This is a genomic window from Sulfitobacter aestuariivivens, assembly GCF_014763045.1.
Lineage (GTDB): Bacteria > Pseudomonadota > Alphaproteobacteria > Rhodobacterales > Rhodobacteraceae > Sulfitobacter > Sulfitobacter aestuariivivens.
On sequence record NZ_JACTAG010000003.1, the window covers coordinates 197861 to 220326 of the forward strand.

Below are 22466 nucleotides of genomic sequence, written 5' to 3' on the forward strand. Positions count from 1 at the left end.
GAGGGCACATAGATGAACGATCCTATCGCAGATATGCTGACCCGCATTCGCAACAGCCAGATGCGTGGCAAGTCCACCGTGATCACGCCTGCGTCCAAACTGCGCGAGCGCGTTTTGGAAGTGATGGCTGATGAGGGCTATATCCGGGGGTTCGAGAAAACCACCGGTGTCGACGGTCATCCGGCCATCGAGATCAGCCTCAAGTACTACGAGGGCGAACCTGTTATTCGTGAGCTCAAGCGGGTGTCAAAGCCCGGTCGCCGCGTCTACATGGGCGTCAATGACATTCCGGTGGTCCGTCAGGGCCTTGGCGTGTCGATTGTCTCCACCCCCAAGGGTGTGATGTCGGATCAAAGCGCGCGCAGCCAGAATGTTGGCGGCGAAGTGCTCTGCACCGTATTCTAAGGAGAATTCGATGTCTCGTATTGGAAAAAAACCGGTCGAAATGCCCAGCGGTGTCTCCGCCAGCGTTTCCGGCCAGACCATCGAAGTGAAAGGCCCCAAGGGGACCCGCAGCTTCAAGGCGACGGATGACGTCACCATCAAGGTCGAGGACAACGTGGTTCACATCGAACCGCGCGGCAAGTCCAAGCGCGCGCGTCAGCAGTGGGGCATGTCCCGCACCATGGTCGCCAATCTAGTGACCGGCGTGACGGAAGGCTTCAAGAAAGAGCTCGAAATTCAGGGTGTGGGTTACCGCGCTCAGATGCAGGGCAACACGCTGAAGCTGAACCTCGGGCTGAGCCACGACGTGGATTACACCGCCCCCGAGGGCGTGACCGTGACCGCGCCCAAGCAGACCGAAATCGTTGTGGAAGGCATTGACGAACAGCTTGTTGGTCAGGTTGCCGCGAACATCCGCCAGTGGCGCAAGCCCGAGCCCTACAAGGGCAAAGGTATCCGCTACAAGGGCGAGTTCATCTTCCGCAAAGAAGGCAAGAAGAAGTAAGGACCGAGGATCATGGCAAACACCAAAAGACAATTGTTCCTCAAGCGCCGTATGCGCGTCCGGAACAAACTGCGCCGCACCAACGCGGGCCGCATGCGCCTGAGCGTGCATCGGTCTTCCAAGAACATCTCTGTTCAGCTGATCGATGATGTGAATGGCAAGACACTGGCTTCTGCGTCGACCCTGGAAAAGGGTTTGGGCGTGGTTGGCAAGAACAACATCGAAGCGGCCACCAAGGTAGGCGCTGAGATTGCCAAGCGTGCCAAGAAGGCAGGCGTCGAAGAAGCCTATTTTGACCGTGGTGGGTTCCTCTACCATGGCAAGGTCAAGGCCTTGGCTGATGCCGCACGTGAAGGTGGCTTGAAAATCTAAGGCCGGCTGGGTGATTTCATCCATCATGTGCTGACACAGAAAAGCGAAGGGGGCGGTTTCGCCCCCTCGATGATCCGGGCCAATTGGCACTTGGATTGAACCAACATCAGGGCATTTGCCCGCAGATTTAGGAGGCCCGCATGGCCAGAGACGACAACCGAGGCGGCAACCGCCGCAACAATCGTGACGAGGCCCCCGAATTTGCGGACCGCCTTGTTGCCATCAACCGGGTTTCCAAGACCGTAAAAGGTGGTAAGCGCTTTGGCTTTGCTGCCCTCGTGGTTGTGGGCGACCAGAAAGGCCGTGTAGGCTTTGGCAAAGGTAAGGCCAAGGAGGTCCCCGAGGCCATCCGCAAGGCAACCGAGCAAGCCAAGCGCCAGATGATCCGTGTGCAACTGCGCGAAGGCCGCACGCTGCACCACGACATGCACGGGCGTTGGGGTGCTGGCAAAGTTGTCATGCGTACCGCACCTGAAGGTACAGGTATCATCGCCGGTGGTCCGATGCGTGCCGTGTTCGAGATGCTGGGCGTGAAGGACGTGGTTTCCAAGTCCATCGGCTCCCAGAACCCCTACAACATGATCCGCGCCACCATGGACGGCCTGAAGAAAGAGCAGAGCCCCCGTGCGGTGGCCCAGCGTCGCGGCAAGAAAGTTGCCGACATTCTGGCCACGCCCAAGATCGATGAGCAAAGCGATGTGGCCCACAACAGCCCGTCCGCCGAAGCCACGACAGACGCGTAAGGAGAGCACATCATGGCAAAGACCATCGTTATCAAACAGACAGGCTCCCCCATCCGCCGTCCGGAAAAGCAGCGCCAGACGCTGATCGGCCTGGGTCTGAACAAGATGCACAAGACCCGCGAGCTGGAGGATACTCCGGCGGTGCGCGGGATGATCAATGCGGTGTCGCATATGGTCGAGATTGTGGAGGAAAAGGGGTAACGATTTCTTTCGAAGAAATCGGTCGGAGTTTTCACAAAAACTCCGGGCACCCGTCATCAGACGCCCCGCAGGAAACTGCGGGGCGTTTTTCGTTTGGGAGCAATGGGCCAATTCGACTTATCGTTAATGAGCTGTTAACCTTCGTTAACGGGGACATTTCCCGTTTTCTTTAGGAGTAGCTATGAAACGTTTTGTTATCTCAACTGCACTTATCTCTTTCGGTTCAATTTCAGCACCGGTTTTGGCGCAAGCGCAGCTAAGCCTCACGACAGATTTTCCCGCTGAGGTTATTCAGCACAGTGGAGGGTGTCGAAAATCATCGCCAAAGGGCCAGTGTTGCCATGCGGGCTCTAAGCCGTTGCACTGCCACTGAATAACCCGGCCCTTGATTGTTCGGTCGTGAGGTATCACGTCGTGCGATTTCTTTAGAAGAAATCGGTCGGAGTTTTCACAAAAATTCCGGGCACCCATCATCAGACGCCCTGCAGGAAACTGCGGGGCGTTTTTCGTTTGGGAGTGCTTTGCCCGGAAGGGCTATTCAATCCAGCGGTGCCAGCGTATCATGACGCTTGGAAAGGCGCGCTTCGCCACCAGAGTTTTCGCGCTCTTCCCGTCCGAAACCTGCCACGGGAGCCGACCGATGATGCGCCATATTTTGATGTTCACTGCCCTGATTTCCCTTAGCAGCACCGCACATGCGATGAGCGAGACCTTTGTGACCTTCCAGTCCGATGGTCAGGAGGTTGTCGGCACGCTGGCCCTGCCAGATGGTGATCCGGCCCCGGTCGTGATCCTGCTGCACGGGTTCACCGGCTCACGTGACGAGCTTGCGACTGAGGCGGTTCCGGGTGGTGTTTTTGGCGAAACTGCTGAGGCGCTGGCCGAGGCTGGGATGGCGAGCCTGAGGATCGATTTCCGCGGCTCGGGCGAGAGTACCGCCGATTTAAGCTTTGCCGATACCACTTTCGAGAGTCAGGTCACCGATGCACTGGCCGCTTTGGACTATCTCAAGGTGTCTGACATGGTAAAGAGCGATGACATCTATCTTATCGGCTGGAGCCAGGGGGGGCTGGTTTCCACCGCCGTGGCCGGTCGATCCGGGGCGCTTGATGCCGTTGCCCTTTGGGCAGCGCCCGCCGATCCTGTATCCACCTTTGGCGGGCTTATTGATGCTGCGGCCATGGAAAAGGCACTTGCCGGTGATCCGGACGACAAGGTCAAGGTCACCCTTCCCTGGACTGAGATCGAGCTGAAGAAGGGTTTTTTCGAGGGGATCTATTCGTTTGACCCCGCCGCTGAGATCGCCGCCTATTCCGGCCCGCTGCTGGTCGCGCAGGGGTCGTTGGATACCACCGTTCTGCCAGAGAATGCCGATATGCTCATCGCGGCGCATGACGGGCCCGAGCAGTTATGGATGGCGGATATGGATCATGTTTTCAATACCTTCACGACCGATGACACGCTGGATGAATTGGTGGCAGAGACTATCGCGTTTTTCAAAGCGCATGACGACTAGGGCCAGATGCACCTGAAAGCGGGCTAAGCCGCGCCCGCATCGGCGTTGGTGCCGCGTGGTTGATGCCCACGGGTGCCGCGATATTGCGCACCGTTTCTATCAAACCTCTTGCCTGTCATGGAATCCCGCGCCACGCTGTGCCGCATGCAAGCAAACCTGCCAGACATCACCACCTTCGATCTCAACGCCATCGACCGCGCGTTTATTGAAAACCCGCATCCGACGCTGCATGCGCTGCGGCGAGAGGACCCGGTGCATCGCAATCCCGACGGGTCGGTTTATCTGACGCGGCATGATGATTGCCTCAAGGTCTACCAGTCCCGCGATATGCTGTCAGACAAGCAGGAGGAGTTCGGCAAGAAGTTCGGCAAGTGTCCGCTGCACACCCATCACACAACGTCGCTCATTTTCAATGATCCGCCCTATCACACGGTGGTGCGCAAGCTGATCGCGGGGGCGTTTACGCCGCGCAAGCTGGCGGAGTTCGAGCCGCTGATCAGCGATATCGTGGATCGTTTGCTGGATCGGGTCGAGGATCTGGGAGAGTTGGATCTTGTGAATGATTTTGCCAAGGTCCTGCCGACCGAGATTATCTCCTTCATGCTGGGCATTCCCGAAAGCTACCGGTCGCGGTTGCGGGAGTTCTCGCTGGCCATTCTGGGGGCGCTCGATCCGGTCGTGTCGCGGGAACGGTTGGATGCGGGGAATGCCGCAGTGACAGAATTTTCTGCCATTCTGGCCGAGTTGATCGCGCACAGGCGGGCCCATCCCGACGGGGCGGCCCAGGGCGAGGTGCTGGACAGTCTGATCTTTGGCGAACATGACGGGCGCACCCTGACAGATGAGGAATTGATCCAGAACTGCATTTTCCTGCTGAACGCGGGTCATGAGACGACGACAAGCATGGTGGGCAATGCGGTCGGCACCCTGTTCGACAATCCCGACCAGCACCGTCTGTTGCTGGCAGAGCCGGGGCACATCACCACGGCGATGGAGGAATTCCTGCGCGTACAAAGCCCCCTACAGATCGGCAATCGACTGGCTGGCGAAGATATTACGCTAAGCACCGGCACGGTGCCCAAAGGGACCTATATCCATACCTCGATTGCCGGGGCCAACCGCGACCCAGAGGTGTTCGCGGATCCTGACCGTGTGGATATCACCCGCAAACCCAACCGTCAGATCGCCTTTATCACCGGCATTCATGTGTGCCTTGGCGCCACGCTGGCGCGGATCGAGGGGCGGATTGCCATCGGGCGGCTGGTGCAGCGGTTCCCGAAGCTTCGGGAGAACGGCGAGAGGGAGGTCTTGCCATTGGCGCGGTTCCGGGGACTGACGCGGTTGCCGGTGGCGGTGGGGTAGGCGCGGCCCGCAGCCCCAGGGGGCGGGCAGTCCGGGCGACGTGTTGATCTTGTGGTGGGTGATGAGCGGTGTCTTGCGGGCGATTGCGGCCTGCTGGCCGAAACGCCTACCCGGTCTGGCGCGGTGCGGTGCCGAACTGCCCGATCAGCGGGCATCCTACGGTTTCGCGCAGGGCCTCGACCAGTTCATCAACTGTTTCGGTTGAGACGAACGTGCCTCCGGTTTCATCCGCGAGGCACCGGGCGACGGTTGCAGCGCTGTGCGGGTCCTGTTCGGGATTGTTCCAGGTAAAGAAATCCACCGAGACGCGGAACCCGATGACATGCACCGTCAGGTCATGGCCCGCTGCCGCAAGGGCGCGACCGAGCGTGCAGGGGCGACCGCCGCAGGTCTCATTTCCGTCGGTGACCAGAACCACCACAGCGGGTTGACTGCGATAGGCCAGCACCTCGGCGGCCTGTTCGACGGCCGCCGAGAGGGGCGTGAGGCCAGAAGGCTCCAGCGCGCCTATTTCCTGTGCAACGCGTTCCCCGGCCCGCGGTTGAGGCAGAAAGTGTAGTTGGAGACCGGTGCAGCTGGTGGCGCCCCCGGGGCCATAGGTCAACAGCCCGATCCGTCGGAAATGTTCGACCTGCGGCATGATCCGTGCGACGGCCTGACGGGCTTCGTCGATGCGGGTGCTGATGCCGGTGTCAAAGCCGACCTCGGACATGGAGGACGAGCCGTCGAAGACAAGCATCGCGTCGGTAGAACAATCCGCCAGTGCGGTCTGAGCGGCGATAGTCAAGGACAAGGCAAGGGATGCGGCGGTTTTCATGTCGCTACCGTGGGGCGACAAGCTGGCAGGATCAAGCCTGAACCCCTTGTCACAGGGGGCAGGCCCGTCTATACGCCCCCGGTGGCCATGCGGGCCACGAGAATCGAAACGCCGCGTTCACCCGCTCCCGTCGCTGGGGGGTGTTTCCGGCAAAGGAGAAGCGACATGAAACTGCACGAACTTTCCGACAACGAAGGCGCAACCAAAAAACGTATGCGCGTGGGCCGTGGCCCCGGCTCTGGCAAGGGCAAGATGGGTGGCCGTGGTATCAAGGGTCAGAAGTCACGCTCGGGCGTGGCCATCAACGGCTACGAAGGCGGCCAGATGCCTTTGTACCAGCGCCTGCCCAAGCGCGGCTTTAACAAGCCGAACCGTAAGTCCTTTGCGGTTGTGAACCTCGGTCTTATCCAGAAATTCATCGACGCCAAGAAGCTGGACGCCAATAAAGACATTGATGGGGCTGCTTTGGTCGCATCCGGTCTGGTGCGTCGTGAGCTGGACGGTATCCGCGTTCTGGCCAAGGGTGACATCACTGCAAAGGTCAACCTGACCGTAGCCGGCGCTTCCAAATCGGCCATCGAGGCTGTGGAAAAGGCTGGCGGATCTGTCACCGTCACGGCACCAAAAGCGGCTGAAACCGCCGAGTAGCCCCGCTAAAGGGTTGTGAGCGGGCCAAGACCCGCTTACATAACTCAAGGTTTTCCAAAACGCCGCCTGCCGGAAACCGGTTTGGCGGCGTATTCGTTAGAGAAAAGAGCCCATAATGGTATCTGCCGTCGAAAACATGGCCGCCAACACCAGCTGGTCCGCGCTGGGCAAGGCCACGGATTTGCGCAACCGCATTCTGTTTACCCTTGGTTTGCTGATCGTTTATCGCATCGGGACGTTCATCCCGGTGCCGGGCATCGACGGTCAGGCGCTGCGTGACTTCATGGACAGTGCCGGGCAGGGCATCGGGGGCATGGTGTCCATGTTCACCGGTGGCGCGCTGGGCCGGATGGGTATCTTTGCCCTGGGTATCATGCCTTATATTTCGGCCTCGATCATCGTGCAGCTGATGACCTCGATGGTGCCGGCGCTTGAGCAGCTCAAGAAAGAGGGCGAGCAGGGGCGCAAGAAGATCAATCAGTATACGCGCTATGGTACCGTGGCGCTGGCGACGTTGCAGTCCTATGGGCTGGCTGTCAGCCTGCAGGCGGGTGATATCGCCGCTGATCCCGGCGGGTTCTTTATCGCATCGTGCATGATCACGCTGGTGGGCGGTACGATGTTCCTGATGTGGCTGGGTGAGCAGATCACCGCACGCGGTATCGGCAACGGTATTTCGCTGATCATCTTTGTAGGCATCATTGCCGAAGTTCCTGCGGCTTTGGCGCAATTCTTTGCCTCTGGCCGCTCTGGTGCCATCAGCCCCGCGCTGATTGTCGGGGTGCTGATCATGGTGGTTGCGACCATCATGTTCGTGGTCTTTATGGAGCGGTCCCTGCGCAAGATCCACATTCAGTATCCGCGCCGTCAGGTGGGGATGAAGATGTATGATGGCGGGTCAAGCCATCTGCCGGTCAAGGTGAACCCGGCCGGTGTGATCCCGGCGATCTTTGCCTCGTCGCTGCTGTTGTTGCCGGTCACGATCAGCACGTTTGGTGCGAATTCCACGGGGCCAGTCATGTCGTGGCTTCTGGCCAACTTTGGCCCGGGTCAGCCGCTTTATCTGCTGTTCTTTGTCGCGATGATTGTGTTCTTCACATATTTCTACACCTTCAACGTCAGCTTCAAGCCGGACGATGTGGCCGACAACCTCAAGAACCAGAACGGCTTTGTCCCCGGTATTCGCCCCGGCAAAAAAACGTCGGAGTATCTTGAGTATGTGGTCAACCGCATCCTTGTTCTGGGCTCTGCCTATCTGGCGGCGGTTTGTGTGTTGCCGGAGATCCTGCGCGGTCAGTTCGCCATTCCCTTCTACTTTGGCGGCACCTCGGTGCTGATTGTGGTCTCTGTGACCATGGACACCATCCAGCAGGTGCAAAGCCACTTGTTGGCGCATCAGTACGAAGGGTTGCTTGAGAAATCACAGCTGCGCGGCAAAGGTGCGGGTGGCAAAGGCAAACCCCGCAAGAAACGGAGCCCGGTACGTCGATGAATATTATTCTGCTTGGCCCCCCGGGCGCTGGTAAAGGGACGCAGGCGCGCCTGCTGGTTGAAGAACGTAACATGGTGCAGCTCTCTACGGGCGACATGCTGCGCGAGGCCAAGGAGTCAGGCACTGAGATGGGCAACATGGTTGCTGGTGTCATGGCGCGAGGCGAATTGGTCACGGATGAGATCGTCATCGGTCTGATCAAGGAAAAGCTGCAGGGCGAGAATGCGGGCGGGTTCATCTTTGACGGCTTCCCGCGCACGCTGGAGCAGGCGGATGCCCTGGGCCAGTTGATGGACGCCGAGGGCAAGACTTTGCATGCGGTCATCGAGATGCGGGTGGATGACGAGGCGCTGGTGCAGCGCATAACGGCACGTTCGACCTGTGGCGGTTGCGGTGAGGTGTACAACGACCTGACCAAGCCCATCCCGGCGGATGGAAAATGCACAAACTGCGGCAAGGAAAACGAGTTCAACCGCCGTGCGGACGATAACGAGGAAAGCCTGAAAGTGCGCCTGATGGCGTATTACAAGCAGACCTCGCCGCTGATCGGTTACTATTATGCCAAGGGGATGCTGAGGACCGTGAATGGTCTGGGGGACATTGCCGACGTGCAGGGCGAGATTTCAGGCGCGCTGGACGGGTAAGGCGCGGCAGCTGGTTGTCTCGCGAGGGATGCGCCGACTGCCTTCAGGCGATAAAGCTGACGATCGAAAACACCGCCATTGCGATGCCGATAATGAGAAACATCTTCTTGTTTTGCTCGACGCGGGTGGACCAGAAAAGCAGCAGGATGGCCGACAGGCCAAGGATGATTGCAGGAATATCTGGTTCAAAAGAGCTCATCCTATCGAGCATAGGCGCGATTTCGATTCTGGACAATACGGGGCATCGCAAGCAGCGTTTCGCGAAGGGGTTGACCCCAATTCAATCGAGGCCTACACACCGCCATCCCGAAAGGGAATCATTCGGGGTCGCACCCCGGTCTGATCACCTCAATATGACCTGAGCCCGTCGGTATCGCCGCGGGCTTGCGTTGTGAAAAAAGGGTCTGGAATGACGGACCCGCAACGAAAAGGAATTGCAAACGTGGCACGTATTGCCGGCGTAAATATCCCGACTGCAAAGCGGGTTCCCATCGCCCTCACTTATATCACTGGTATCGGCAACTCTTCTGCGCAGGCGATCTGCGAAGCAGTTGGTATCGATGCTTCCCGTCGTGTGAACGAACTGAGCGACGCTGAAGTTCTGGCTGTGCGCGAGCACATCGACGCCAACTACACCGTCGAAGGCGATCTGCGCCGCGACGTGCAGATGAACGTCAAGCGCCTGATGGATCTGGGTTGCTACCGTGGCCTGCGCCATCGCCGTAACCTGCCCGTTCGCGGTCAGCGCACACATACCAACGCACGCACCCGCAAAGGCCCCGCAAAGGCCATTGCCGGCAAGAAGAAATAAGGGAGGGCTGCATCAATGGCACGTGATACACGGCGCGTTAAGCGCAAGGTCTCCAAGAACATCGCGGCAGGGGTGGCACACGTCAACTCCAGCTTCAACAACACCAAGATCCTGATCTCGGATGTGCAGGGCAATGCGATCTCTTGGTCGTCTGCGGGCACCATGGGCTTCAAGGGCTCGCGGAAGTCCACGCCTTATGCGGCCCAGATGGCTGCCGAGGATGCGGGCCGCAAGGCGCAGGAACATGGTGTGAAGACGTTGGAAGTTGAAGTGCAGGGCCCCGGTTCCGGCCGCGAGAGCGCGCTGCGGGCACTGGCTGCTGCGGGTTTCAACATCACGTCCATCCGCGACGTGACACCGATGGCCCACAACGGCTGCCGTCCGCCCAAGCGCCGCCGCGTCTAAGCGCACTTATTTTCTACTGGGGCCGCGTGATTTCGCGTGGGCCCCAGACCGTTTTTTGAAACCTCGAGCGTAACAGCTGATCGGACATGCAGCCGTTACAAGGATGGAGGGACCACATGATCCACAAGAACTGGGCTGAACTGATCAAACCACAGCAGCTGGACGTCAAGCCGGGCAATGACCCTGCGCGTCAGGCCGTTGTGATGGCCGAACCGCTGGAGCGCGGCTTTGGTCTGACCATGGGCAACGCGCTGCGCCGCGTGCTGATGTCTTCGCTGCAGGGTGCGGCGATCACAAGCGTGCAGATCGACAACGTTCTGCACGAGTTTTCGTCTGTTGCCGGTGTGCGTGAAGACGTCACCGACATCATTCTGAACCTCAAGGGCGTGTCGATCCGCATGGAAGTCGAAGGGCCCAAGCGGCTGTCGATCTCTGCGAAAGGCCCCGGCGTCGTGACGGCGGGTGACATCTCTGAGTCTGCGGGCATCGAGATTTTGAACCGCGATCACATCATCTGTCACCTGGACGATGGTGCGGATGTCTACATGGAACTGACCGTCAATACCGGTAAGGGCTATGTGTCTGCGGACAAGAACAAGCCGGAAGACGCGCCGATTGGCCTTATTCCGATTGACGCGATCTATTCGCCGGTCAAGCGGGTTTCCTATGACGTGCAGCCGACCCGTGAAGGCCAGGTGCTGGACTATGACAAGCTGACCATGAAGGTCGACACGGACGGGTCCATCACCCCCGACGATGCCGTGGCTTTTGCCGCGCGTATTCTGCAGGATCAGCTGGGCATCTTCGTCAACTTTGACGAGCCTGAGTCGGCGTCGCGTCAGGACGATGAGGACGGTCTGGAGTTCAACCCGCTTCTGCTGAAGAAGGTTGACGAGCTGGAGCTGTCCGTGCGGTCTGCAAACTGCCTGAAGAACGACAATATCGTGTATATTGGCGATCTCATTCAGAAGACCGAAGCCGAAATGCTGCGCACGCCGAACTTTGGCCGCAAATCCCTGAACGAGATCAAGGAAGTGCTGTCGGGGATGGGGCTGCACCTTGGCATGGACGTCGAAGACTGGCCGCCGGACAATATCGAGGATCTGGCCAAGAAGTTCGAAGACAACTTTTGAGGTGGTGCCGGGCTGAAGCCCGGCCTACGCCGCCTCGAATAGGCCGGGCTTTAGTCCGGCACCCCGGGTCAACGTGGCCCCAAGGAGAGTTCGTGACACGCATCGCGGACCAGACAAAGCAAAACAGCCCGTAGAGGGCACACCTAGGAGAACGAAAATGCGTCACGCACGTGGATACCGCCGCCTGAACCGCACACATGAGCACCGCAAGGCGCTGTGGGCCAACATGGCGGGCTCGCTTATTGAACATGAGCAAATCAAGACAACCTTGCCCAAGGCAAAAGAACTGCGCCCGATCATCGAAAAGATGATCACGCTGGCCAAGCGTGGCGATGATCACGCGCGCCGTCAGGCAGCCTCCAAGCTGAAGGAAGCACAGTACGTCGCGAAACTTTTTGACGTACTGGGCCCGCGCTATGCCGACCGTCAGGGCGGGTATGTGCGCGTATTGAAAGCGGGCTTTCGCTATGGCGACATGGCACCGATGGCGATCATTGAATTCGTTGATCGGGATCGCGATGCCAAAGGTGCCGGCGACAAGGCACGCGCTGCCGCGGATGAATCCGCAGAATAAGACGCGGCAAGAAGAGTTCGACAAACCCCGCTTTCGAGCGGGGTTTTTTGTTGCGTGGTCGGATTTGGATATTTTTGGCCTGCAGATGAAGGGAGTTGCGTCCCGCGCCCCGGCTGCGCATATCTTGATCATGAGAATACTTGCCGTTTTGCTTTGGCTTGTCGCCATGCCCCTTGCCGCGCAGCAGGTGCCGCAGTCTGCGGCGCAGATGCAGCTGAGTTTTGTGCCGCTGGTGCGCGAGGCGGCCCCGGCAGTGGTCAACATCTATGCCAAGATCATGGCCCAGCCGCGTCGAACGCCGTTGCAGCGCGATCCGTTTTTTGAGCGGTTCTTTCGCGATCCCTTTGCGGAAAAACCGCGCGTGCAGAATTCATTGGGGTCGGGTGTGATCCTGTCGGCAGACGGAATTGTCGTGTCCAATTATCATGTGGTTGGCATGGCCACGGAAATCACGGTTGTGCTGAACGACCGGCGCGAGTTTTCGGCGCGGGTGCTGTTGGGGGACAAGGATGCGGATCTGGCGATCCTCAAGATCGATGCGCCGGATGCCTTGCCGTTTCTGACGCTGCGCGACAGTGAGAGTGTCGAAGTCGGCGAATTGGCGCTGGCCATCGGCAACCCCTTTGGGGTGGGTCAGACGGTAAGCAGTGGCATTGTGTCAGGCCTTGCGCGGTCGGGTGCCGGGGGCGGGAACACGGGCCTTGGCTATTTCATCCAGACAGATGCGCCGATCAATCCCGGCAATTCAGGCGGGGCGCTTGTGGATATGAGCGGGGCGCTGATTGGGGTGAACACGTCGATTCTGACGCGGTCGGGCGGGTCGAACGGGATCGGCTTTGCGATTCCTGCCGATCTGGTCAAGGTCTTCATGCAGCAGGCGCGCGACGGGTTGGACGAATTTGTGCAGCCCTGGGCAGGTATCAGCGGGCAACCGGTCGAGGCGGACATGGTCGGGACGCTGGGGCTGGACCGGGCGGGCGGGATCATCGTATCGGGCCTGCATGCCGTGAGCCCCTTTCTGGAGGCGGGTTTCGAGGTCGGGGATGTGATCACCGCCGTGGGGGGAGCCCCCGTCAATACGCCCGCCGAAATGGTTTACCGTATGAGCGTTGCGGGGACCGGGTTGTCGGTGCCCGTGACCCGTGTGCGTGGTGGCGCGGCGACGGACGTGCAGGTTGCGTTGATCCCCGCACCCGACATGCCGCCGCGTGATCTGGTCACCTTGCCCGACCGCAGCCTGTTTCCTGCGCTGCGCGTGGCGCGGATCAATCCGGCGGTCATTTCAGAGATGAATCTGCCGCTTGAGGCGCAAGGGATCGTCGTGATGGACCCCGGGCCCGTCGGCCCGCGCGTGGGGTTGCGCAGGGGGGATGTGATCTTGAGTGTTAACCGAGTTGTTCCCCAGCATCCGGACGACATTGTGGGGCTTTTTGCGGGGCAGGTGCGCCGCTTTCAGTTGCTTGTCCTGCGCGGTGACCGGCGTATCTCATTGCGGTTCAGGGCCTGAGCGGTGGCGGACCTTTTTGATACCGGTGCGGTCACGCAAGTGACCCCTGGTGGTCACAGACCATTGGCGGATCGGTTGCGGCCGAAATCGCTGGCAGAGGTCATTGGTCAGCAAAAGGTGTTGGGGCCAGAGGCACCGCTGACGATGATGTTGGCCTCTGGCGCGCTGAGTTCATTGGTATTTTGGGGGCCGCCCGGTGTGGGCAAGACCACCATTGCGCGGTTGCTGGCGGATGAAACCGAGCTGCATTTTGTGCAGATCAGCGCGATTTTTTCCGGTGTGCCCGAGTTGCGCAAAGTGTTCGAGGCGGCAAAGATCAGGCGGCAGAACGGGCAGGGGACATTGCTGTTTGTTGACGAGATCCATCGGTTCAACAAGGCGCAGCAGGATGGGTTTTTGCCGCATATGGAAGATGGCACGATCCTGCTGGTGGGGGCCACAACCGAAAATCCCAGCTTTGAGCTGAACGCCGCCGTGCTGAGCCGGGCCCAGGTGCTGGTGCTGGAACGGCTGTCGGTGGCTGAACTGGAGCTTTTAGCGCAGCGGGCCGAGCAGGAACTGGACCGCACCCTGCCACTGGATGGGCCTGCACGCGAGGCGCTCTTGGAGATGGCCGATGGTGATGGCCGCGCGTTGTTCAATCTGATCGAACAGGTGGCGGCCTGGAAGGTCGACGGCAAGCTGGGCAAGGCGGCACTTGGCGCGCGCCTCATGCGGCGGGCGGCACAATACGACAAGGGTGGGGATGCGCATTACAACATGATCTCTGCCTTGCACAAGTCGGTGCGCGGGTCAGACCCGGATGCCGCGCTCTACTGGTTTGCGCGGATGCTTGAGGGGGGCGAGGACCCGCGCTATCTGGCGCGCCGGATCACGCGGATGGCGGTTGAGGATATCGGTTTGGCGGACCCGCAGGCGCAGGCCATCTGTCTGCAAAGCTGGGAAACCTATGAGCGTCTTGGCAGCCCGGAAGGGGAACTGGCGCTGGCGCAGGCGCTGGCCTATCTGGCCCTTGCGCCCAAGTCGAACGCAGCCTACGTCGCCTACAAGGGGGCACGGCGAGCGGCGAAGGAGACCGGGTCAGAGCCGCCGCCCAAGCACATCCTGAACGCGCCCACCGCTTTGATGAAAGAGCAGGGGTATGGGGCGGGATATGCCTATGATCACGATGCCGAAGACGGATTTTCGGGGCAAAACTATTTCCCCGACGGGATGAAGCGTCCGGTTCTGTACGCGCCGGTTGAGCGGGGCTATGAGCGGGAGCTTAAGAAGCGGCTCGATTATTTTGCAAAGTTGCGGGAAAAGCGCGGGGATCAGGATTAGGGCAGTCTGGCGTCACTCCAACCCCAATGCGGGCACGATGTATTGAGAGATGACGGACACCGGGACTTCCCAGTCGTCAGGGTTGTTGTAGTTGCCCGCAAAGATCACGGCGACCACGCCCAGGGGTTTCACGACCGTCATGCGCTGTCCGCCGTTGCCCATTGCGGCGGCCCAGGTGGGCGCGTCCTGGGGTGAGAGCCACCAGTGATAGCCGTAGCGCAGTTGTGACGTTGTGGCGTGCGGGGTCAGCATGGCCGTGATCCAGTCGGCGGGAACGATCTGCTGTCCGTTGTGGCTGCCGTTGGTCACGATCAGTTGTCCGATGCGGGCAAGCCCCGCCGCTGTCAGGCGCAATCCGGAGGCAGCCGAGGGTCGTCCGTCAATGCCACGTACCCATTCGGAGCGCGCGAGCCCAAGCGGATCAAAAAGCCGTTCGCGGGCATAGACGTCGATGGGCTGTCCGGAGCCGCGCGCGATCAGTTCGGCCAGCAGGGTTGTCGCGCCGCCGCTGTAGTTGAAAGCTGTTCCCGGCGCGTTCTCCATTGGCTGTTCGAGGATGAACCGGATGCGGTCAGCAGCGCGTTCCATGGCGATTTCGGAGTTGGCGGGGTCGGTGTAGGGCAGGTTTTCGTCCCAAGCGCTGCCCATACGCATGGTGAGAGCGTCGGCGATGGTGATGGCATCGCGTTCGGGCGTGGACAGATCGGCATGTTCGGGAAATGCGGCCAGCAGCGGTGCATCGGGCGGGGGGACGATCCCCTCTGCCAGGGCAATGCCGTAGAGCAGACCAACCACGCTTTTGGTGACGGATCGCAGATCGTGCAAAGTGGCGGGCCCATGGGTCCGGTTGCCGATCGTCGTGCCCCAGACTTCGTCTTCGCCTTCGAAGTACACGTTTGCCAGAACCTCGCCATTGCGCAGCACCAGCACTGAGTGCAAACCGGGCAGGGCGCCCGAGGCACGCCCGTCTTTCAGGGCCTGCTCCAGCTCCATGTCATCGGCGGCTGCGCCAAATGTGGACAGCAGCAGGGCCAAAAGGCCGAAAAGGACGCAACAGCGCAGCATGAGGATGTCTCGGGTAGTTAAATTCTATTTTAACGGGAATAATCGTTAAGGCAATCAGTGTGACACAGATTAATGCGATTGCGGGGTCCCTTGACAAGGGCCTAGTGTCGGGGCGACACCGCGCGCATGTTCTCAACCCTTTCTCTTGTGGCGCTTGGCGGCGCCTGCGGGGCCGCGCTGCGGTATCTGGCTGGTGTGACGCTTTACCGCTGGACGGGGCCGACAGATTTTCCGATCGCCATCATCAGCGTGAATGTTGTCGGGTCCTTTCTGATGGGCGTTTTTGTGGTTGTTGCTGCGCACAAAGGGCTGACGCATCTCAGCCCGTTGGTGATGACCGGGCTTTTGGGCGGGTTCACCACCTTTTCGGCCTTTTCACTGGAGACGGTGACGTTGATCGAGCGAGGGGACTATGGCGCGGCGGGGCTTTATGTCGGGGTGTCTGTGGTGCTGTCCATCTTGGGTCTGATGCTGGGATTGTTTTTGGCGCGGGGGATGGTCGCATGAGCCGGGTTCAGATGGTCACGGTGGAAGAGGGCGAAGGCGACCAGCGGCTGGATCGCTGGTTCAAGCGCAAGTATCCGCAGATATCACAGGGCCGCATCGAAAAGATGTGCCGCAAGGGTGAGATCCGCGTGGATGGCGGGCGGGTCAAGGCTGCCACGCGGCTTGAAACCGGACAGCAGGTGCGGATCCCGCCCCTGCCGGACAGTGAGGCGCCCCCGCCGCCCAAGCGCACGCGGGTGACAGAAGCGGATGCCAAATTCATTCGGTCCTGTGTCATTTACCGCGATGATCAGGTGATTGCGTTGAACAAGCCGCCGGGCCTGCCGGTGCAGGGCGGATCGGGGCAGTCGGATAGACATGTCGATGCGCTGGCTGAGGCGTTGATGTTCGATCTGGATGAAAAGCCGCGTCTGGTGCATCGGCTGGACAAGGATACCTCGGGCGTTTTGCTGATGGCGCGCACGCGGTCGGTCGCTGCGGCGTTGACGGCGTCGTTTCGGCACCGTGAAACGCGCAAGATATATTGGGCCGCCGTTGCGGGCGTGCCGCATCCCAAGCATGGGACTATCAAGTACGGTCTGGTCAAGGCGCCGGGACATGGCGCACGTGGCGAGGGCGAAAAGATGATCGCGGTGCATCCGCGTGACGTCGATGTTACCGAAGGGGCCAAGCGCGCGACGACGGACTACGCCGTGCTGGCGCAGGCAGGCGGGCGCACCTGCTGGACCGCGCTGATCCCGGTCACCGGGCGCACGCATCAATTGCGGGCGCACATGGCTGAGATCGGGCATCCGATTATCGGGGATGGGAAATACGGCGGCTCTGGTCAGGAGAACCTTGGCGATGGCTGGGGCGCGCATCTGGGCGGGGATCTGTCCAAGAAACTGCACCTGCATGCGCGGTCTTTGACGCTGGAACATCCGGTGACCCGCGCGCAGTTGCATCTGGTTGCCCCCTTGCCTGATCACATGGTCCGCACCTGGGAGACTTTCCAGTGGCAGCCATCGGATGTGCCTGCGGACCCCTTCGAAGAGGATTGGGGATGAGCGCGCCACTGCGGCTGGTGATCTTTGACGTGGACGGCACACTGGTCGACAGTCAGGGGGATATCGTGGCCGCGATGACAGCCGCGTTCCAGTCAGTTGATCAGGCTCCACCGGACCGCAAGACGATCCTGGGGGTGGTTGGTCTGTCGCTGGATGTGATCATGCCCCGTTTGCTGCCTGCTTTGTCTGATGCGGCGCACGCACGGATGGTTGAGGCTTACAAGGCGGCCTATATGACCTTGCGTGCAAGTGCAGGCGTGGCGCAATCTTCGCCGCTTTACCCCGGTGCACTGGATGCCTTGCGCGGGCTCAATGCTGTGCCTGAGGTCTTGCTGGGTGTAGCCACTGGCAAGTCACGGCGCGGTCTGGACAAGCTGATTGAGGGGCACCGGCTGGACGGGCTTTTTGTCACGCAGCAGGTTGCGGACCATCACCCGTCAAAGCCGCATCCGTCGATGATTTTGCAGGCGCTCAGCGATACCGGCGTGGACCCGCATCAGGCGGTGGTTGTCGGTGACACCAGTTTTGATATGGAGATGGCCGCCGCCGCCGGAGTGCGCGGGATCGGGGTCAGTTGGGGCTATCACGATCGCGCGCGATTGGCAGGGGCGGCGCAGGTTATCGACGCATTCAGCCAGTTGAGACCCGCCTTGGATGCGATTTGGGGTGTGCCCGCATGAGTGAGTGGAAAGCGAAACGGTTCTGGACGGAATCGCAGGTGGTTCCGGCAGAGGATGGCTTTACTGTGCATCTGGATGCCCGTCCGATCATGACACCGTCAAAATCGGCTTTGATCGTGCCAACTCAAGAAATGGCGCAGATTATCGCCGCTGAATGGCAGGCGCAGGAAGAGATCATCAAGCCTGACACGATGCCTGCGACCAAGACGGCGAATTCGGCCATCGACAAGGTGCGCGTGCAGCATGCCGAAGTGGCAAAGCTTTTGTCGGCATATGGTGACGCGGATTTGCTGTGTTATCGCGCAGAAGGGCCATCCGCGCTGGTCGAGCGGCAAGCAGCGGTCTGGGATCCGATGCTGGCGTGGGGGGCCGAGGCGCTTGATGTCCGGCTGGAACCGCGGGTGGGCGTGATGCACAAGCCCCAGAGCGCGGAGGATCTGGCGAAACTGTCGGCGCGCACCCATGCGCTGAGCGACTTTGAGTTGACCGCCTTTCATGATCTGGTGAGCCTTTCGGGGTCGCTGATTCTTGGATTCGCCGCCACCTATGATGCCCGCCCGGTTGATGCGTTATGGGATATCTCGCGGCTTGATGAGATCTGGCAGGCAGAGCAATGGGGCAGCGATGACGAGGCCGAAGCCCTTGCCGCGCTCAAAAAAGAACAGTTCCTGCACGCAAAACGGATGTTCGATGTGTCGCGTCGGGACGATGGCCGTGGCTGATTGAGGTGCCGTCAGGGCCATCCTCCGCGCAATTTATGGTCGAATGAATGCGGTTTTGCGCAGGATTGCGACGATTGCCCGAATTGGTCGGGATTACTACCCGTCAAACAGCTGAATTTCCTGCCAGAACACTTGACCTTTAAACGGGAATCCGACCACACTGCGTCCCACTGAACTGGGGAGACCTTTCAGTATCACCTCCGGCACACAATGTGTCGGATCCACCGCCCAAACTGTGGCGGAAACTCAGGAAGAGGTAAAAATGAAAAAATCTGTATTTATTGGCGCGCTGACCGCCGCCGGCCTAATGGCTGGTGCTGCGGCTGCTGGCACGCTGGACGATGTCAAGGAACGCGGCAAGCTGAACTGTGGTGTGACCACGGGTCTTGTTGGCTTTGCGGCTCCGGACGCAAACGGCGAATGGAAAGGCTTTGACGTTGCGGTATGCCGCGCTGTTGCAGCCGCGGTTCTGGGCGATGCGTCGGCCGTAGAATTCGTTCCGACAACCGGCAAGACACGCTTTACCGCGCTGGCATCCGGTGAGATCGACATGCTGTCGCGTGTGACCACGTGGACATTCAGCCGCGACGTCGACCTCAAGTTCGACTTTGCCGGCGTTGCCTACTACGACGGTCAGGGCTTTATGGTGCCCAAGGATCTTGGCGTTTCTTCGGCCAAGGAACTGGATGGCGCAACTGTCTGCGTTCAGACAGGTACAACAACAGAGCTGAACCTCGCGGACTTCTTCCGTGCCAACAACATCAGCTATGAGCCGGTCCCCGTTGAGACCAACGCCGAAGGCCAGCAGCAGTATGTTGCGGGTGCCTGTGACGTCTACACGACGGACGCGTCCGGTCTTGCGGCCACACGTGCCGCGTTTGAGAACCCGGGCGATCACGTGATCCTGCCCGAGATCATCTCCAAAGAGCCGCTGGGCCCGCTTGTGCGCCATGGCGACAACGACTGGGGCGATGTGGTTCGCTGGACACTGAACGCGCTGATCACAGCTGAAGAGCTGGGCGTGACATCGGCCAACGTCGGCGAGATGGCAAGCGGCACTCAGAACCCTGAAGTGGCCCGTCTGCTGGGCACCGAAGGTGAGCTGGGCGCGATGCTGGGTCTGGATGCCGATTGGGCCAAGCGCGCAATCGAGACACAAGGCAACTACAGCGAAATCTTTGCCACCAACATCGGCGAAGAGACACCCATTGGTCTGGCCCGCGGGCTGAACGCCCAGTGGACAGACGGCGGCCTGCTTTACAGCCCACCGTTCCGCTAAGAACCAATGCCAGAGGGCGCAGGGGAAACCCTGCGCCCTTTGCACTTATAAGACCTCATCAAGACCTAAGGCCGCCGCATCACCAAGATGCATCATAAAACCAAGGCCAGGGACACAGGGAAAAAACCATGACAACACTCACCGATCCACCGGGGAGCACGTTCCGGCTTTCTATGCTGTTGAACGATACCAGGTATCGCTCCACTACGCTGCAGGTCATCGCGTTCATCCTGCTGATGTCCGCGATCTTTTATCTTTATTCCAATCTCGCGACCAACCTGCGCGAAGCTGGATTGAACATCTCGTTCGCATTTCTGGGCACGCCCGCGGGCTATGACATCAACCAGACGCTGATCGAATACACCAGCCAGTCAAGCAACCTGCGCGCCGCCTTTGTGGGTATTCTGAATACGCTGCTGGTCGCGTTTCTTGCCTGTATCATGGCGACGATCTTTGGCGTGATCGCCGGGGTTCTGCGGTTAAGCAAAAACTGGCTCGTGCGCAAGTTGATGGCTGTCTACGTCGAAATTTTCCGCAACATTCCGGTGCTGATCTGGATCCTGATCATCTATGCGTTGATGACAATTGCGTCCCCATCACCCCGGGCCTTCAGAGGCGACGACGCCACCGCGTCGATGATCCTGGATGGCGCGGCGATTACGAACCGTGGTGTGTACGTTCCCGGACCCTTCTTCACCCGAGGCATCGGCGGAGAAGACGGTTCGGTGATCAATTGGTTGCTGGTGATCGCGGTTCTGATCGGTTCCTTTGTCGTCACCCGGATGGTGACTGCGCGCGCAAATGCGACGCAGGAAGCAACCGGTGTGCGCCCGAACACACTGTGGACGAACCTTGCGATCTGGTTCGTGCCGATCATCGTGTTGCTTTTCATCCTAGGTTTGGCCTGGGACATTCCAGAGCTCAAAGGCTTTAACTTCAGTGGCGGGCTCAAGGTAGGGGCACCGCTGATTGCGCTGTGGTTCGCCTTGTCGATCTATACCGGTGCCTTCATCGCGGAGAACGTGCGCGCGGGCATTCAGGCGGTATCGAAAGGCCAGACCGAAGCGGCTGCGGCCCTTGGCCTGCGCCCGGGTCGCGTGATGAGCCTGGTGGTACTGCCGCAGGCGTTGCGCGTGATCGTGCCGCCGCTGATTTCGCAGTACCTCAACATTACCAAGAATTCGTCGCTAGCAATTCTGGTGGGCTATGCCGATATCACGGCGACACTGGGGGGGATCACCCTGAACCAGACGGGTCGCGCGATTGAATGCGTGCTGCTGCTGATGGCGTTTTACCTTGCGGCGTCGCTGATCATTTCAGCGGTGATGAACGTCTACAATAACTCAATGAAGCTGAAGGAGCGCTGATATGTCCGATACTCATTCAGAATCCGTCAGATTCGTTCGCGAAACCTCGCTGCCGCCTGCCGAACCGCCGGTGGCAGAGCGGGGCATTTACAAGTGGGGCCGCGAGAACCTTTTTGCGACACCTGCAAACGGCGCGCTGACCATTGTCGCGCTTTATGTCATCTATCTTGTGCTGTCGGGCACGCTGCCCTGGCTCTTTAACGGGCTTTGGACCACCAATTCGCTGAGCGAATGCCGCGAAGTCCTTGATGGGCGCACGGGGGGCTGTTTTTCAGTCCTGACAGAGCGCTGGAACCAGCTGATCTTTGGGTTCAAATACCCGCCGGATCAATACTGGCGTCCGATGCTGGCCTTCGTGATGATGTTGCTGGCGGTGGCACCGGTGCTGTTCTTTGATCTGCCCCGCAAGATGCTGATCATCACGGCACTGTTTCCGTTCACCGCTTACTGGCTGATCTGGGGGGGCACGATCCTGGTGCCGCTGGTGGCGCTACTTGGTGTGGTTGTGGGCTATATCGTCTATAGCCGTCTGGTGACGCAGAACTTTGCGCTGGGCTTTTTCGGCGGCGTGGCGGCGGCCATTGTTTTCTGGGTTTTCGGGGGTTGGATCGTCGACTCCATCGGCGTTGCGAACCCGATGCTGGAGGCTGTGCCGTCGCGTGACATGGGGGGCTTCATGCTCAACATGATGCTGGGCGTAACCTGTGTGTCGCTGTCACTGCCGATTGGGATCGCGCTGGCACTGGGGCGTCAGTCTTCGATGCCGCTGATCAAGTGGATGTCGGTGATTTTCATCGAATTCATTCGAGGCGTGCCACTGATCACTTTGCTGTTCGTGGCGAACGTGATGCTGGCGTATTTCTTCCCGCCGGGCTCTGGCGTGGATCTGTTCCTGCGGGTGGTGATCATGATCACCATGTTTTCGGCGGCCTATATTGCCGAGGTAATCCGGGGCGGTCTGGCCGCCCTTCCCAAAGGGCAGTACGAGGCGGCGGACAGTCTGGGGCTGGATTATGCGCAGGCGATGCGCCTGATCATTCTGCCGCAGGCGCTGAAGATCTCGATCCCGGGCATCGTGAACATCGCGGTGGGACTGTTCAAGGACACCACGCTGGTGTCGGTCATTTCTATGTTCGATCTGATTGGCATGATCCGGGGGCCGATCCTGGCCTCGACCGAATGGAACGGCGTCTACTGGGAACTCTTCGGCTTTGCGGCCGCGCTGTTCTTTGTCGTCTGCTACGGCATTTCACAATATTCGCAGTGGCTGGAACGCCGTCTTGCGACAGACCACAGATAAGGG

General features: G+C 59.9%; 26 protein-coding genes. 23 read left to right on the plus strand and 3 right to left on the minus strand.

The genetic code is table 11. From position 1 onward, the window contains the following. The first annotated feature begins 12 nt into the window (after nt 1-12). The 7 genes from rpsH to H9Q16_RS18895 all read left to right on the plus strand — a co-directional run bounded on the left by rpsH (nt 13) and on the right by H9Q16_RS18895 (nt 5143). Nucleotides 13-405, plus strand: coding sequence for a 30S ribosomal protein S8 (rpsH, locus tag H9Q16_RS18865; RefSeq protein WP_191077025.1), 393 nt, complete (start codon nt 13-15; stop codon nt 403-405). A gap of 10 nt (nt 406-415) precedes the next feature. Further along, entirely contained in the window at nt 416-949 is a 534-nt protein-coding gene (gene rplF, locus H9Q16_RS18870) for a 50S ribosomal protein L6 (protein WP_191077026.1), read from the plus strand. Nucleotides 950-961: 12 nt separating this feature from the next. Beyond that, on the plus strand, nt 962-1321 hold the full coding sequence (gene rplR / locus H9Q16_RS18875; RefSeq protein WP_191077027.1) for a 50S ribosomal protein L18: 360 nt from the start codon (nt 962-964) through the stop codon (nt 1319-1321). 140 nt (nt 1322-1461) lie between these two features. Continuing rightward, the gene (gene rpsE, locus H9Q16_RS18880; protein ID WP_191077028.1) at nt 1462-2064 is read left to right on the plus strand and encodes a 30S ribosomal protein S5; all 603 of its coding nucleotides are present in this window, start codon (nt 1462-1464) and stop codon (nt 2062-2064) included. Between the two features lie 12 nt (nt 2065-2076). Beyond that, nucleotides 2077-2265: a 50S ribosomal protein L30 gene (gene rpmD, locus H9Q16_RS18885; protein ID WP_191077029.1), complete on the plus strand. Its 189-nt coding sequence runs from the start codon at nt 2077-2079 to the stop codon at nt 2263-2265. Between the two features lie 640 nt (nt 2266-2905). Next, nucleotides 2906-3781: an alpha/beta hydrolase family protein gene (locus tag H9Q16_RS18890; protein WP_191077030.1), complete on the plus strand. Its 876-nt coding sequence runs from the start codon at nt 2906-2908 to the stop codon at nt 3779-3781. Nucleotides 3782-3898: 117 nt separating this feature from the next. Next, nucleotides 3899-5143 carry a cytochrome P450 gene (locus tag H9Q16_RS18895; RefSeq protein ID WP_246455868.1) on the plus strand — a complete coding sequence of 415 codons (1245 nt, stop codon included), beginning with the start codon at nt 3899-3901 and terminating at the stop codon, nt 5141-5143. Nucleotides 5144-5249: 106 nt separating this feature from the next. Here the strand turns inward: H9Q16_RS18895 and H9Q16_RS18900 are convergent, their stop codons facing one another. Beyond that, the gene (locus H9Q16_RS18900) at nt 5250-5960 is read right to left on the minus strand and encodes a vWA domain-containing protein (RefSeq protein WP_246455870.1); all 711 of its coding nucleotides are present in this window, start codon (nt 5958-5960) and stop codon (nt 5250-5252) included. A 165-nt stretch (nt 5961-6125) separates the two neighbouring features. On the opposite strand from H9Q16_RS18900, the gene rplO reads away from it, so the two are divergent. From rplO to H9Q16_RS18915, 3 genes are all read left to right on the plus strand, one after another. Beyond that, nucleotides 6126-6608 carry a 50S ribosomal protein L15 gene (gene rplO, locus H9Q16_RS18905; protein ID WP_191077031.1) on the plus strand — a complete coding sequence of 161 codons (483 nt, stop codon included), beginning with the start codon at nt 6126-6128 and terminating at the stop codon, nt 6606-6608. Nucleotides 6609-6723: 115 nt separating this feature from the next. After that, on the plus strand, nt 6724-8100 hold the full coding sequence (gene secY / locus H9Q16_RS18910; protein ID WP_191077032.1) for a preprotein translocase subunit SecY: 1377 nt from the start codon (nt 6724-6726) through the stop codon (nt 8098-8100). After that, nucleotides 8097-8744, plus strand: coding sequence for an adenylate kinase (locus tag H9Q16_RS18915; RefSeq protein WP_191077033.1), 648 nt, complete (start codon nt 8097-8099; stop codon nt 8742-8744). The genes secY and H9Q16_RS18915 overlap by 4 nt, the downstream gene beginning before the upstream one ends. Nucleotides 8745-8787: 43 nt before the next feature. Here the strand turns inward: H9Q16_RS18915 and H9Q16_RS18920 are convergent, their stop codons facing one another. Further along, on the minus strand, nt 8788-8943 hold the full coding sequence (locus tag H9Q16_RS18920; protein ID WP_191077034.1) for a hypothetical protein: 156 nt from the start codon (nt 8941-8943) through the stop codon (nt 8788-8790). 243 nt (nt 8944-9186) lie between these two features. On the opposite strand from H9Q16_RS18920, the gene rpsM reads away from it, so the two are divergent. From rpsM to H9Q16_RS18950, 6 genes are all read left to right on the plus strand, one after another. After that, nucleotides 9187-9555 carry a 30S ribosomal protein S13 gene (gene rpsM, locus H9Q16_RS18925; RefSeq protein ID WP_191077153.1) on the plus strand — a complete coding sequence of 123 codons (369 nt, stop codon included), beginning with the start codon at nt 9187-9189 and terminating at the stop codon, nt 9553-9555. 15 nt (nt 9556-9570) lie between these two features. Further along, nucleotides 9571-9960, plus strand: coding sequence for a 30S ribosomal protein S11 (gene rpsK / locus H9Q16_RS18930; RefSeq protein ID WP_191077035.1), 390 nt, complete (start codon nt 9571-9573; stop codon nt 9958-9960). Nucleotides 9961-10076: 116 nt separating this feature from the next. Beyond that, a complete protein-coding gene (locus H9Q16_RS18935) occupies nt 10077-11093 on the plus strand; it encodes a DNA-directed RNA polymerase subunit alpha (protein ID WP_191077036.1) in 1017 nt (338 codons plus the stop codon). A gap of 157 nt (nt 11094-11250) precedes the next feature. Further along, entirely contained in the window at nt 11251-11667 is a 417-nt protein-coding gene (gene rplQ, locus H9Q16_RS18940) for a 50S ribosomal protein L17 (RefSeq protein ID WP_191077037.1), read from the plus strand. Nucleotides 11668-11797: 130 nt separating this feature from the next. Next, complete coding sequence (locus H9Q16_RS18945; RefSeq protein WP_191077038.1) at nt 11798-13174, plus strand: trypsin-like peptidase domain-containing protein; 1377 nt, start codon at nt 11798-11800, stop codon at nt 13172-13174. 3 nt (nt 13175-13177) lie between these two features. After that, nucleotides 13178-14497: an AAA family ATPase gene (locus H9Q16_RS18950; protein WP_191077039.1), complete on the plus strand. Its 1320-nt coding sequence runs from the start codon at nt 13178-13180 to the stop codon at nt 14495-14497. A gap of 12 nt (nt 14498-14509) precedes the next feature. Here the strand turns inward: H9Q16_RS18950 and H9Q16_RS18955 are convergent, their stop codons facing one another. Continuing rightward, on the minus strand, nt 14510-15562 hold the full coding sequence (locus H9Q16_RS18955) for a serine hydrolase domain-containing protein (RefSeq protein WP_216859505.1): 1053 nt from the start codon (nt 15560-15562) through the stop codon (nt 14510-14512). A 126-nt stretch (nt 15563-15688) separates the two neighbouring features. Here H9Q16_RS18955 and crcB point away from each other — a divergent pair, with 126 nt between their 5' ends. The 7 genes from crcB to H9Q16_RS18990 all read left to right on the plus strand — a co-directional run bounded on the left by crcB (nt 15689) and on the right by H9Q16_RS18990 (nt 22463). After that, nucleotides 15689-16069: a fluoride efflux transporter CrcB gene (gene crcB / locus H9Q16_RS18960; protein WP_191077040.1), complete on the plus strand. Its 381-nt coding sequence runs from the start codon at nt 15689-15691 to the stop codon at nt 16067-16069. Continuing rightward, entirely contained in the window at nt 16066-17115 is a 1050-nt protein-coding gene (locus tag H9Q16_RS18965; protein WP_191077041.1) for an RluA family pseudouridine synthase, read from the plus strand. Before crcB ends, H9Q16_RS18965 begins: the two co-directional genes overlap by 4 nt. Continuing rightward, the gene (locus H9Q16_RS18970; protein ID WP_191077042.1) at nt 17112-17795 is read left to right on the plus strand and encodes an HAD-IA family hydrolase; all 684 of its coding nucleotides are present in this window, start codon (nt 17112-17114) and stop codon (nt 17793-17795) included. The genes H9Q16_RS18965 and H9Q16_RS18970 overlap by 4 nt, the downstream gene beginning before the upstream one ends. Next, entirely contained in the window at nt 17792-18517 is a 726-nt protein-coding gene (locus H9Q16_RS18975) for an ATP12 family chaperone protein (protein WP_191077043.1), read from the plus strand. Before H9Q16_RS18970 ends, H9Q16_RS18975 begins: the two co-directional genes overlap by 4 nt. 262 nt (nt 18518-18779) lie before the next feature. Further along, on the plus strand, nt 18780-19796 hold the full coding sequence (locus H9Q16_RS18980; protein ID WP_191077044.1) for an amino acid ABC transporter substrate-binding protein: 1017 nt from the start codon (nt 18780-18782) through the stop codon (nt 19794-19796). Between the two features lie 128 nt (nt 19797-19924). Beyond that, entirely contained in the window at nt 19925-21163 is a 1239-nt protein-coding gene (locus H9Q16_RS18985) for an amino acid ABC transporter permease (RefSeq protein ID WP_191077045.1), read from the plus strand. Between the two features lies 1 nt (nt 21164). Beyond that, nucleotides 21165-22463 carry an amino acid ABC transporter permease gene (locus H9Q16_RS18990; protein WP_191077046.1) on the plus strand — a complete coding sequence of 433 codons (1299 nt, stop codon included), beginning with the start codon at nt 21165-21167 and terminating at the stop codon, nt 22461-22463. Nucleotides 22464-22466 lie beyond the last annotated feature (3 nt).